13 protein-coding genes are annotated in these 12,599 nt (G+C 35.1%); 6 read left to right on the top strand and 7 right to left on the bottom strand.

The features are described 5' to 3' along the window. Nucleotides 1–54 precede the first annotated feature (54 nt). A complete protein-coding gene (locus ACG94X_RS08970; protein ID WP_419383383.1) occupies nt 55–1,386 on the bottom strand; it encodes a PGAP1-like alpha/beta domain-containing protein in 1,332 nt (443 codons plus the stop codon). 242 nt (nt 1,387–1,628) lie between these two features. Here ACG94X_RS08970 and ACG94X_RS08965 point away from each other — a divergent pair, with 242 nt between their 5' ends. Together ACG94X_RS08965 and parE are read left to right on the top strand one after the other, a co-directional pair. Beyond that, nucleotides 1,629–2,213: a YqiA/YcfP family alpha/beta fold hydrolase gene (locus ACG94X_RS08965; RefSeq protein ID WP_419383382.1), complete on the top strand. Its 585-nt coding sequence runs from the start codon at nt 1,629–1,631 to the stop codon at nt 2,211–2,213. Between the two features lie 16 nt (nt 2,214–2,229). Then, entirely contained in the window at nt 2,230–4,110 is a 1,881-nt protein-coding gene (gene parE / locus ACG94X_RS08960; protein ID WP_419383381.1) for a DNA topoisomerase IV subunit B, read from the top strand. Nucleotides 4,111–4,147: 37 nt separating this feature from the next. Here parE and ACG94X_RS08955 read toward each other — a convergent pair whose 3' ends face one another. The 4 genes from ACG94X_RS08955 to ACG94X_RS08940 all read right to left on the bottom strand — a co-directional run bounded on the left by ACG94X_RS08955 (nt 4,148) and on the right by ACG94X_RS08940 (nt 7,273). Further along, complete coding sequence (locus tag ACG94X_RS08955; protein ID WP_419383380.1) at nt 4,148–4,846, bottom strand: phospholipase D family protein; 699 nt, start codon at nt 4,844–4,846, stop codon at nt 4,148–4,150. 302 nt (nt 4,847–5,148) lie between these two features. Beyond that, nucleotides 5,149–5,889, bottom strand: a complete 741-nt coding sequence (locus ACG94X_RS08950; protein WP_419383379.1) for a hypothetical protein — start codon at nt 5,887–5,889, stop codon at nt 5,149–5,151. A 22-nt stretch (nt 5,890–5,911) separates the two neighbouring features. Then, complete coding sequence (locus tag ACG94X_RS08945; RefSeq protein ID WP_419383378.1) at nt 5,912–6,430, bottom strand: GNAT family N-acetyltransferase; 519 nt, start codon at nt 6,428–6,430, stop codon at nt 5,912–5,914. 111 nt (nt 6,431–6,541) lie between these two features. Continuing rightward, nucleotides 6,542–7,273, bottom strand: coding sequence for an outer membrane protein OmpK (locus ACG94X_RS08940; protein ID WP_419383377.1), 732 nt, complete (start codon nt 7,271–7,273; stop codon nt 6,542–6,544). A 554-nt stretch (nt 7,274–7,827) separates the two neighbouring features. On the opposite strand from ACG94X_RS08940, the gene ACG94X_RS08935 reads away from it, so the two are divergent. The 4 genes from ACG94X_RS08935 to ACG94X_RS08920 all read left to right on the top strand — a co-directional run bounded on the left by ACG94X_RS08935 (nt 7,828) and on the right by ACG94X_RS08920 (nt 10,575). Then, on the top strand, nt 7,828–8,178 hold the full coding sequence (locus tag ACG94X_RS08935) for an HPF/RaiA family ribosome-associated protein (RefSeq protein ID WP_419383376.1): 351 nt from the start codon (nt 7,828–7,830) through the stop codon (nt 8,176–8,178). A 230-nt stretch (nt 8,179–8,408) separates the two neighbouring features. Next, on the top strand, nt 8,409–8,951 hold the full coding sequence (locus ACG94X_RS08930; RefSeq protein WP_419383375.1) for an ankyrin repeat domain-containing protein: 543 nt from the start codon (nt 8,409–8,411) through the stop codon (nt 8,949–8,951). 15 nt (nt 8,952–8,966) lie between these two features. Then, the gene (locus tag ACG94X_RS08925) at nt 8,967–9,734 is read left to right on the top strand and encodes a transporter (RefSeq protein WP_419383374.1); all 768 of its coding nucleotides are present in this window, start codon (nt 8,967–8,969) and stop codon (nt 9,732–9,734) included. Nucleotides 9,735–9,897: 163 nt separating this feature from the next. After that, nucleotides 9,898–10,575 (top strand): glutathione S-transferase family protein, encoded by a 678-nt coding sequence (locus ACG94X_RS08920; protein WP_419383373.1) that lies wholly within the window; start codon nt 9,898–9,900, stop codon nt 10,573–10,575. A gap of 20 nt (nt 10,576–10,595) precedes the next feature. On the opposite strand, the gene ACG94X_RS08915 is transcribed toward ACG94X_RS08920, so the two are convergent. After that, the gene (locus ACG94X_RS08915) at nt 10,596–11,708 is read right to left on the bottom strand and encodes a GGDEF domain-containing protein (RefSeq protein WP_419383372.1); all 1,113 of its coding nucleotides are present in this window, start codon (nt 11,706–11,708) and stop codon (nt 10,596–10,598) included. Nucleotides 11,709–11,955: 247 nt separating this feature from the next. Then, the gene (locus ACG94X_RS08910; protein ID WP_419383371.1) at nt 11,956–12,537 is read right to left on the bottom strand and encodes a GGDEF domain-containing protein; all 582 of its coding nucleotides are present in this window, start codon (nt 12,535–12,537) and stop codon (nt 11,956–11,958) included. Between the last annotated feature and the right edge of the window lie 62 nt (nt 12,538–12,599).

The raw sequence follows: 12,599 nt of genomic DNA, 5'->3' as shown, positions 1-12,599 counted from the left end.
AGTGTGATTTAGATATTACTGCGTAACATCAGTTTATAATTTGAAAATATATGACTAGGTTTCCACAATGCCTTGCATACTTTCTAGTTTAATCAAATATTTACGAATTTGCTCTTCAGCTAATTCATCATGTCGTGGATAAAACCATTTGGCAATTTGTTCTGAAACCAAAGGATGATATTGAATATCAAAATGGTTGAGTCCATAAAATACGGCTTTATGTGACTCAGGCAATTTAAGCTGAAAACGTGGGTTTGGATGCTCACCCAAAGCACTTTTCACACTGACCAAATAGTCGCCAATGACTTTTAAAGTACGATTTTTACGATTTTCCAACTCTAAAGTACCTGCAATCAGGAATGTATTGATATGCGAAGGTAATGGTGCGGGTTTGCGGTTATCGTCCATCAAACCAATACGTGCATTATTATGTTCCCAATCATCATCACGAACACTGCCATAACGTAAATCTAAAATACCGTTACTGCGAATATTCACAATATGACTAATAATTTTGACGATAGGAAAATGTCCAATTCTTTCTTGAATGGCAAAACCAAAACGCTCCAATACTGCGCCATGGTGCGGTGAACCAATACAGACTAAGTTTTCAACCATATGAAACCATGAATGTATATTTTGTTTGCCATAAAACAAAGCACTGCGGGAAACTAAGCCACCCATACTATGACCAATCAAATCGATACTGGTAATACGTGGATTACGTTTGACTAAATCTTCTAAAAGGTTGGCGAGTGAGCGCCCATTGGCAGAAATTCTTCGTCCAGTATTGTAGTTAAAATACAGCATGGTGTTGTTATCACGCTGAGCAAGTAGTTTTTCACCAATCCCGCCATTGTTTTGATTTGTCCAATCTAAATGATTCATACACAAACCATGTGAAAAAATCACAATGCGTCCTGCCAAATCGCCTTGTTGGACTGCGCCGTAATGGTCATATATCATTGGAGACAGGGCTAAAGGGTTATGAATCGCAAGTAAATAATCACCCAATACACCATTTAAAGCGCTGACTAAAAAAGTCATATGAGACGTTAATGGTTTCTCATGTAAGTTTGGAAAACGCTCAATGGTTTTTCTTAAAATAGGCGCAAGTAGGTGACTGCCATAATTTTGTAAAGCGTTATATCCCAGTTGATAAAACTTATCGACTAGGGGGCGTGATTGAAAACGTTTGGCTTTTTTCTTACTTAGACCAAAAATGCTTAGTAACATTTCACGCTGAATCGACTGGATGAAGTCTTGTACAACGCCACTTAAAGGAGTGCTCACAAGTTGAGCTAAACCTTCTAATACATCCGCCTGACTTGGTGGCGAACGATCCCATTTACAGTATGTTTCATGTAGAGGGGTTAAACTCGGCATTTGTTATTTTCCTCATCCTGATTGATCATGTACCAAAGCTTTATTTTTGTACAAGATCGTTGTATAAATTCCTAATCAAACGGTTTATGTTGTTCATCCTGAACAGTTTGAAGATACCCTTGACCACATTTAAGTTTTAGTTTTTTTGTCCGACAAAACTTTATTATATGCAAATTAAAACCTAAATGTGACAAAAGTCACATAAATATAGATCATTATTGTTTATAAAAGCAATCCATCTCATGAATATTATCTATCTACATGGTTTTAAAAGTAGCCCTTTATCGGTCAAAGGGCAATTAATAGCTGACTATTGTCATTGTCATTCATCGCATAATATTCATTTTTTAGATTTAAATATACAACCAGATCAAGTTTTGGCTACAGTATCTGAACTGATTGAGCAACTGGATGATGTTGCTTTAATTGGGAGTAGCTTAGGCGGCTTTTATGCGACACAATTAGTCGCAAAACATGGTGTGCCTGCTGTTCTGATTAATCCTGCTATGCGACCATGGCGATTGTTCCGCGATCTGTTCGGTATAGAGCAGATCCCCTTTAAAGTCACAGAGCAATGGACTTTGGATAATGCACAACTTGATTATTTAGAACGCATTGCCGTGCCGTTTGTGCAAGATGCAAGCAAAATCATGGTATTGCTGCAACAAGGCGATGAAGTTTTAGATTATCGTGAAGCTGAACGGTATTATAGTGCTGTTTCACCTACATCGCTGATCATGACTGAAATGAATGGCAGCCATGCAATGGAAAACTTTGCAGATAAATTGCCGATGATTTTCGAATTTTTATCCTATTCTGTAAAATAAAAGGAAAAGTATTAACGTGTCTCAATATACGGCTCAATCACTTGAAGTTTTATCGGGTTTAGATCCTGTTCGTCGTCGTCCAGGCATGTATACCGATACCACGCGTCCAAACCATTTGGCACAAGAAGTTATTGATAATGCGGTCGATGAGGCACTTGCAGGGCATGCCAACAAAATTACTGTTACTGTCTATAAAGATGGCTCATTGTCGGTAGAAGATAATGGTCGTGGTATGCCTGTGGATATTCACCCCGAATATGGACAAAGCGGTATTGAAATCATTCTGACTAAATTGCATGCAGGTGGTAAATTCAGTACTGATAACTACCAATTTTCAGGTGGATTGCATGGGGTCGGTATCTCGGTTGTCAATGCATTATCTGATCGTGTTGAAGTTGAAGTTCAACGTCATGGCAATCTATATAAAATGGCGTTTGAACACGGTGAACCTGTTGCGCCTTTAGAGGTTTTAGAAGGTAAAGCACCAAAACGTGCGACTGGAACAACAGTTCATTTTTGGCCAGAAGCAAAATATTTTGACTCTCCGAAATTTGCATTAAAAGCGTTAAAACATAATTTAAAAGCCAAAGCGGTATTAGCTGCAGGTTTGCAAATTATTTATGTCGACCAAATTAATGATGAAAAAATAGAATGGCAGTTTGAAAATGGTCTGGTTGACTATTTGATGGATGAGTTGGAAGAGCGTGAAATTATTCCAGATCCTGCTTTTGTCGCAACAGGTGATGCAGAACGTGCCAGTGCTGAATTTGCCATTTGTTGGAATGCGGAAGGTGGTGAACAAATTCAGGAAAGCTATGTCAACCTGATTCCAACTGCGCAGGGGGGTACGCATGTGAATGGTTTACGTTCGGGCGTGACCGATGCGCTACGTGAATTTTGTGAACTGCGTAATTTGTTGCCACGTAATATGAAGCTGTCTGCGGAAGATGTTTGGGATGGGGTTAATTACATCCTTTCTCTTAAATTTCAAGAACCACAATTTTCAGGGCAAACCAAAGAACGTCTTTCAAGCCGTGAAGCAGCGGGCATCATGCTGAATATTGCCAAAGATGCTTTTGCATTATGGTTGAATCAAAACTCTGAAGTTGCAATGCAATTGGCTGAGCTAGCCATTGCCAAAGCAGGTCGTCGTTTAAAAGCAGCGAAAAAAGTTGAACGTAAAAAAATTGTGGCTGGCCCGACTTTACCAGGCAAGCTTTCGGATTGTGTAGGTCATACACTTGAAGAATCTGAATTATTTATTGTAGAAGGTGACTCTGCGGGCGGTTCGGCTAAACAGGCGCGTGATAAAAATTTCCAAGCAATCATGCCGATTCGTGGGAAAATTTTGAATACGTGGGAAGTATCTTCCGATGAGGTTTTAGCGTCGCAGGAAGTTCATAATATTGCGATTGCGATTGGCGTAGACCCTGGCAGTGATGACCTTTCCGAGCTGCGTTATGGCAAAGTTTGTATTCTTGCCGATGCCGATTCGGATGGTCTACACATTGCAACGCTATTGTGTGCTCTGTTTGTAAAGCATTTTCCAACCTTGGTGGAAGCAGGGCATTTATTTGTTGCGATGCCACCTTTATATCGTATAGATGATTTGAAAGAAGTGCATTATGCACTTGATGATAATGAGTTAGAAGCGATCTTAAAGAAAGTTAAAACCAAGAATCCACAAATTACTCGATTCAAAGGACTAGGGGAGATGAATGCAAGCCAGTTGCGTGAAACAACCTTAGACCCAAACACACGTCGTCTCGTGCAATTGGACTTGGATGATGCGCACTTTACAGCAGGTTTACTGGATAAATTACTTGCTAAGAAACGTGCAGGTGACCGTAAAGAATGGCTAGAAAAGAAAGGTAATCTGGCTGATTTGAGCGTTTAAGCTAAAAAAATCCCCGAATATTCGGGGATTTTTTTATTTAAAATTCCATGTTTTCTATCCATAGAAAATAGCTACCGTATTGGCTCGACTTAAACTCACCACCTATCGCTTTACCTTGTTCTGTTAATACGTGTTTTCCAACATCATTTAAAGAGAGGAAGCCTTTGGTCACAAAGTTATCTAATAAATCAGCGGTTTTAAGCTTATGTTTTGCAGCAAACTTTGACGTTGTTAGTTTATTTGAGGTTTCTGCTATTTTTTCAGACTCATCAGAAGCCTGAATTGTTTTAACTTCATCTAATGAAATTCTGACCTCATCACTTATACGAATAATGCGTTGAGCTTCCTCATAAGCATCTTTATATACATCAGTATCATCATCTTTCTTAACCAAAATCCCCATTTCGTTATTATTGACTTGGCTAAATTCATATAGATTTAGACTGGAAATAATACAACTATCTTCATTTAAATAGCATTTCGCATGTAAGTTTTTGCAAAAACTGACCCGAATATATTCTAATTTTTGCATCCATTTTATTTCATCGGGATGTAAATCACTCTTCCCATAAATGATCCGAATATCAATTTTTAAACGATTTTTATCTTCTAATAATTCTTTGATTCGATCATTTAAACGTAAATACGGACTGATTAGAATCAAGCGTTCCTTGGCATTTTTTATGAGCTCTTCTAAGAAAAAGTTGGTCGCACTTGTATTCAAAAATTTTGCCATATTCCCCTCTACATTATTATTAAATAAGCAATATATTAAAACACGAAAATAAAAAAGTGTAGTCTATTGAATAATAGATTCAGTCAGTTATTTAGAAAAAATCATAAAGTGCTACTACTCAGGGCAAAAGCTTTAATGCATTTAAATTGTTATCAATCGCAGTTTTTAGCTGACGTCTTTTCAGAGGATTGTATCGCTGAATATGACGGTGAAAAGAGCTATAACAGATATTGTACCTAATTGATGATAAAGCCAAATTTGAATGGATGAGAAAAATCGTTCTTTTTTATATTTTGAATCAATTAACTTTCCACTTTCATATAAGTTCCACCAGCATATACATTATGGCCAAAACCACAGCCAGAATCACTTTTACTTTGAGTCACTTCAATATAATTACCTTTGTCGTTACTGCTTTTGAATTGCAAAGATATTTTGCAATCTTCATATTGGTACATGACCTGTTTCTTATTTAATGGCATAGTCGTATCAAACTCTCCCATATTTGGTCCATAAATGAGACTGGTAATTCCCATATAAACGCCTGAATATGCAATCAAATATTGTCTATTTTTCTTACTGATACTAATGTAATCCCATTCACCAAAACCAGCATAACTAACATATTCACCTGATAAATCAGTTGCTTGTTTCGGTTCATGAAGTTGTTTTAAATTAAATTGACTGATTTTAGATTGTTTATCAATTTGAAACCAAGCTCTTGCCCATAAAGGTTTATTTAATTTGGCATAGCTTAAACCGACATTATTATTGGCAACTTCAATATCTTTTTCCGAAATTTTTGCACCACTTTCTTCGGCATTACTGAGGCAAAATGCAGACCATGATGCTTGATTTTTAAACTGTTCAAGTGCTTTTTGATATTGCTTTTGATCATAAAATTTCTGACCAAGCTCACGATATTGTTTTATTGTTGCACAACTTTGTTTTAATTCACTTTTGTATAAATTTTCTGCATGGCTTTTCGCTGTAATTGATAGCATTGTATAAATCAGTAGTATTTTTAGGGGAGTTATTTTCATTACTTTTATCCTATATTCTTATTTATTCAGGCTGAATTTCATCAAAGGTTAATTGCATTAATACCAAGTCACGCCATTGCCCAAATTTTTGTCCGACTTGAGGCATATAGCCTGTTTGTTTAAAACCAAGTTGCGTATGTAAATGAATCGAGCCAAAATTTTCATGGTCAATTGCAGCAATCATCACATGAATCTTGTGTCGTTTGGCATGTTCAATCAATTTGAGCATTAAGGTTTTACCTAAACCTTGGCGAGCAAACAGTGGATCAATATAAACTGAATGTTCAACAGTTTGGCTATAACCATTAATTTGTCTAAAGCTCGAATAATCTGCATAACCTGCAATACTTTTAGTCGCAATTTCTTCTGCAACAAAAAGTGGAAACTGCTTTTGTTCTAATTCTAAAAACCAGTGCTGATAATCGTTAAAAGTCTTCAATTGACTATTCCATGTGGCTAAACCAGTCGCAATTTCATGGTTATAAACTCGCATGATATGTTTTAAATCTGAGGTTTGAGCAGGCCGAATCTGAAAAATCATGGATATAGTCGATGTGAAATTTGATTTTTTATTTTAAAAAGAAATACATTTTTGGGCAATAAAAAAGCAAGACATCAGCCTTGCTTTTATATTGATTCATTTCAATATCAATTAGAAATGATACTTAACTAAAGCACTTACATCATTTTGGTTTAGATCTTTAATTCCGTATTTGTTGTTCCATACAGAATATTCAACACCAAGATAAAGTTTAGTTTTTGGAGAAATGTGTTTACCAGCATTCCATTTCCACTGTGTTGTCCAGTTTAATTCGCTCGCATGATCATCTTCAGTTGTTGACCAGTCCATGAAACCATCTACAAGGAAGTCTTCTGATGCAAGTTTAAATGGCACACCGTAAGTGAATGTTACTTGATAGTCATCATTCAGATTTTTATCGTTGTCAGCTTTATAAAAGTTTAACTGCGCATATTGGAAATAAGGAATCGCTAAATCGAAACCAAAACCATATAAGTAGTTATTGAAACCTTCACCGCCTTCCCAAGTGGTTGCAATCAATACATCTTTAATTGGACCAATTTCAAGTTTTTTACCTGAAACAGCGCCAAGGCTTAAACGAGGAGAGACTTCGAAATAAGTTTCGTTGCCATCTAAATCATTATTCGTACGGTCTGCAAATGCAAAAAAATCACCATACTGAAGTTTTGCTGCATATTCAGCAGTAATGGTGTTTTGCTGGTTGCTATCGTTACCATTTGCAGGTAAGGCATAGTTTTCACCATAAAGACCAGTTAAGCTGAAATCCTGCCAAACAGGTGTAGCTTGAGCCAAAGTTGCAGTTGTTGCGATTGTGCAGATAGCAGCAATTTGTGTAAGTTTCATGAAAAAATCTCCCCCCAAGAAAGCGCTTCAAGGATACAGATTCTTTAATAAAAATAAAGTAAAAATGGGATGAAACGTAAATAAATATGTAAATATCAAATGCAATTGTGTTTTTGAATCGTAAAAAATCGTCACAAGAAAAGTATAAAAACCACATTATTTAAAAAAAGCATGAGGATTTATTTTTGTCTGTCTTGAAATTGCATTGTTTGAAATGAGTTTGTTTTATAAGAGCTATTTTTATGTAATTGAATATAAAAATATAAAAAAATCATTCAATTATAAAACAAAGTAACAAGTTGTCATTTTTCATATTCTTTTCATAAAAAATTCAAAAATCCACTTGCATATTTTTCGATATGGCCTGATATTGAAGATATAAGAACACGAATCTGCAGATAAATAAGTGTTCATCCATTCAATAGAGGAGTGACAAATTCCAATTTATTGAAGATGAAAAGCTATGACACAGCAAACTTAAGGCATGCTCAAAATTCAAAAAATTGTGATAATTTTGAGTAAGAAAGGTTCAAATAGGTAGAGGATAATATTTTATGAACATTGAAATCCGTACAGATAAGAATATTCAAAATAGTGAACGTTTAATTACATACGTGAGAGATGAATTAAATCAAGAATTTCAACGCCATAGTGAGCGTATTACCCATTTTTCGGTTCATATAAGTGATGAAAATGGCGACAAAGGCGGAGGTGATGACATTCGCTGTATGGTTGAAGCAAAAGCTGCAGGACTAAAACCAGTTGTCGTTACACATAAAGCAAAAAATATAGATTTAGCACTACATGGAGCAATTGATCGCGTTAAGCGAAGCTTAGAACATGTGCTTGAAAAAAATGAGAATCCACGTGGTGGTCAACTTGAAATTATCGATGAAGAAGTTTAAAAAAAGCCCTACGGGGCTTTTTTATTGTATGAGTTAATATTTGATTTTAATTGAAAAATTTTAATAATTTAGAACAAAATATAATAGATCTTATCTAATTAGGTTTTCAGTTTGTCATAAACTAACAATAAATGCCATTTCGACCAAAAATTGAGAAGTAGTTAATTTTTTAAAGGTAATTTAAAAAATATTCGGCATAATAGTCCTATGAATATAATAGGGAGATCAATATGTTATCAGCGCAACAACAAGTCTTTATACAGGCTTTAGAAGATTTAGACCTCGTTCAGGTAAAACGCTTACTTGCAGAAGGCTTTGATCCAAATTTTATGGAACCTGAAAAAGGACCAGCTGTTTCAATTTGGTCTGATGGGCTGTTTAAGTGGTGGGAAAAAATTTGTGATGCTTATGAAGCAGGACAGCCACTGAGTGCAGAAGATAAAGTGAAAGATTTACAACCACATTTAGATATTTTGGATGCCCTGATTCAAGGTAAAGCAAATTTTTATTTATGGGATGCAGAAGAATGTTATGGGCCATTGTGGGATGCTGCAAGTGCTGCTTGTACACCAGTCGTTCAGAAGCTGCTCGATCACAATGTTGACCCAAATACGAAAGATGAAGAAGGCAAAACAATTCTGTCATCCATCTGTGATTTGTTCTTTGATTGTGAATTTGATCAAATTGATTGGTCTCAGGCTTTACCTGAAGAGAAAGAGTCTTTAGAGTTGTTACGTAGTCGCGGTGCAAAAATGTCCAAAGAATTAACCTAAAGTCTGAGTCTCAATATGACAATTTTAAATAAAATCACTTTAGTCCTTGCTTCTAGTTTAAGTATAAGTGCAATGGCAGCAGAATTTTCCTTTGACCGTCCAGGTGCAGGCTTTGGTACAGGGATCACGCCTGTAGGTCAATTGGCTTGGGAACAGGGCTTGCCAAGTGCAAGTTACACCGAAAGTAAAATTGATGGTGCAAAAGCAAAGACGGTTACTTTAAATGCAGATATGTTGTTTCGTACAGGTTTAACGTCAAGTATGGAATTACAACTGGGTTGGTTAGGTCCAGCTTGGACGCAAACCAAGTTTAAAGGTCATAAAGACGAAAATTCTGGTTTAGGTGATGTCACTATTGGGATTAAAAAAGCCATTGATTTAGATGATGATAAACTATCTATGGCGGTATTGGCTCAAGCTTTGATTGCTACAGGTAATGATGAATTTACTGAAGAAGATGATATTTACAGCATCGGAACATCATTAGATTATCAGTATAACGATTTAGTCACGACTGGAATCACCATGAACTATGCTGTGCAAGACGGTGATTGGTCTATTACAGCTATTCCTACGGTCGGTTATAAAATTGCGGGTAAACTTTCAGGATTTTCAGAATTTATTTATTCTAAAACTGAAGGTCAAGATTATGAATATGGTTTAGGTTCTGGTTTGATCTATGCTTTAAATGATCGTACTCAGCTTGATGGTAGTATTGGTGTAGATTTAAGTGGTGATAACCGTGGTTATACAACTGGTTTAGGTATCGCATTCTTATTTTAATACATCAAAATATATCACTCTAGAATAGATAGAAAGAGTAGTTCGCTACTCTTTTTTTTTGCTTAAATATTATGTTAGAAAGTAAAATCATGATATTAGATAGAGTATCTACATTCTGTAGCAGATAAATTCTGTCCTTTCTAAAATAAAAAGGTATTCCGAAATGTTAGAGCTATTTATTGGCAATAAAAATTATTCGACTTGGTCAATGCGTCCGTGGTTGGTATTGCAACATTTTAATATTTCTTTCACAGAACACTTAATTCCGTTTGACCATTTCGCTATGGACAGTCAGTTTAAACAATCTATTTTAAAAATAAATCCGACTGGTAAAGTCCCTGCTTTAGTGGATGATGGATTTTTGGTTTGGGATTCCTTAGCCATTTGTGAATATCTTGCAGACAAATTTCCAGAAAAACAGTTGTGGCCTAAAGATTTAAAACAACGTGCCCGTGCCCGATCAATGTCGGCAGAAATGCATAGCAGCTTTATGAATTTACGTAATACTTGCGATATGAATATTGAAGCAGATTTAAAAGAAGTCGGAGCACGACTTTGGCAAGAAAATACTCAACTCAAAAATGATGTAAAACGTATTGAGCAATTGTGGGCTGAACGGCCATCTCAAAATAGTTTTTTATCTAGTGATGAATTTTGTATTGCAGATGCTTTTTATGCACCCGTGGTGATGCGATTTATTACGTATGGCATTCCTATTTCTGAATCCAGTCAGCGTTATATGCAAAAAATATTAACAGTGTCTGCTATTCAGCAATGGATAGATGAAGCTAAAGCAGAGTTTGAGTTTGTCGCATGCGAAGAGCAATATCGGACACAATAATAATAGAAAGTAAGTGAACTTTATGCAGTGATTTGATCGTTATAAAGCTGTACTTGATTGCGACCATGCTGTTTAGCAAAATATAAGGCTTGGTCTGCAAGATGTATGATTTTACTAATATCAGTATCATGTGTTGATGATGCGACACCAAAGCTTGCAGTAAGTCGAATATCTAAATATTTTTGTGAATCATCAAGCATTTGATTTTCAATGGCAAAACGACATCTTTCCGCAATTTCATAAGCAATATCTAAAGATGTTTCAGGCATCGCAATAATAAACTCCTCTCCACCATAACGTGCAACAATATCTGAATGACGGACATGGGAAGACAATAAAGTCGCAACTTTTTGCAGTGCTTGATCACCAAAAAGATGACCATGAGCATCATTAATCTCTTTAAAATGATCAATATCCATTAAAATAATGGTGTAGTTAATTTGCATTTGTTGAATGAGATTAAGTTTTTCATTGAAAAAACGACGATTATATAAGCTGGTCAAAGGATCTGTTTGGCTTAAATTTTTGATCAGCGCTTCTCTATGACGCCACTGTGACAGCAAAATTTCACACAATATTAAACATGCGATAAGAATAGGAATAATAAAGTACATCATACTCAGAACCCAAAATTGATTGAGATGTGGGTCTTGATTTAATAATGAACGACTAAAAATAGGTGCGTAAGGGATTAGGTTTTCATTGGTGAGATACATCAATACCATGGAAATAAAAAAAGCATTAAATATATGAAAATAAACAAATTTTCTATTAAACAAAATCAATCCTACACCAGAAATACATACAATTGCAAAAATGGTCGCAGGGCTATATATGCCGACTAAAAACCCATCGACAATAAACATGAGAATAAAAAATGTAATCATAAAATGTGGCAAAATGGTATTTGCCCAATGCTTGTTTTGGAAGTGATAACAAAAAATAATTAACCCACTCACGAAAAATGTTGAGGCTGTATTCACATAAATTTGTGAAGTAACGAGCGGTAAATTAACCCATTGCCAAATACTAGGCGTGAAAATAATAAATAACTTCCAAATAATCCATAATAAATGGACACCAAAAGTCAGCACCAAGACTAAAATACATTTATGAACATTGCTCCAATTCATAATAATATCTGAGGCGAACTGATGTTTAAGTCTCTTCCAGAAGTAATTTATTCCTGCATCACCATCTATCATTCATGTTTATTCCACGATATTTAAATTACATCAAGCCATAATGATTTAATGTTAATTATTGAGTTTTAATTAAATTATTGCAGTTGAATCAGAATATAATCATATATGATTTATAAAAAATAAAAATCACGCTATTGAAATACGATATGAAGCTCTATCATACGGCTATAAGTGTTTATGATGAAATACCTGAGCCAGTATAAAAATGATTATTGCCGGTTCGAGCCATATATAAAGCTTGATCTGCTTGCTGTAGAACAGCGTTGCTCATGGTATCTGTTTCGGAAACAGCTACGCCACAACTGACTTTGAGTGAAATTGTTTTGTTATTAATTTTCAACGATTGAGCATTAATTAACGATGATAAGCGTTTTGAAATATGCAAAGCTTGCTCTAAAGTCACATCGTTTAAAATTAGGATAAATTCAGATTCACTATAACGCCCAATAAGATCTGTTTCTCGAATATTCAGACTGAGTTCATTGGCGATTGACACTAAAGCTTTGTTTGCAGTTTTTAAACGATGGTTTGTTTTTATTTCATTAAAGTTATCTACGCTCAATAAAATAATGCCAAAAGGTGATTCGGATTGAGGGTATAACTCCTTTAAATAATTGTTAATTGCCAAATGATTATATAAACCTGTTTGTAAGTCTATTTCTGAATTATTACTCAACTGATTTTTATGTATTAATTTATCAATAAAAGTATTTTTCAATACCTGGCAGAGTAAAACTTGAAGTGCGACATAAACCACCTAATTAATTTAAAGGGTTTATGGAGTATATAAAATTGTCATACCATCATCTTAACTTTGAA

The organism is Acinetobacter psychrotolerans, from assembly GCF_048552595.1.
Lineage (GTDB): Bacteria > Pseudomonadota > Gammaproteobacteria > Pseudomonadales > Moraxellaceae > Acinetobacter.
Note: the sequence above shows the minus strand (reverse complement) of the source record. Positions and strands in the feature narration are given on the sequence as shown.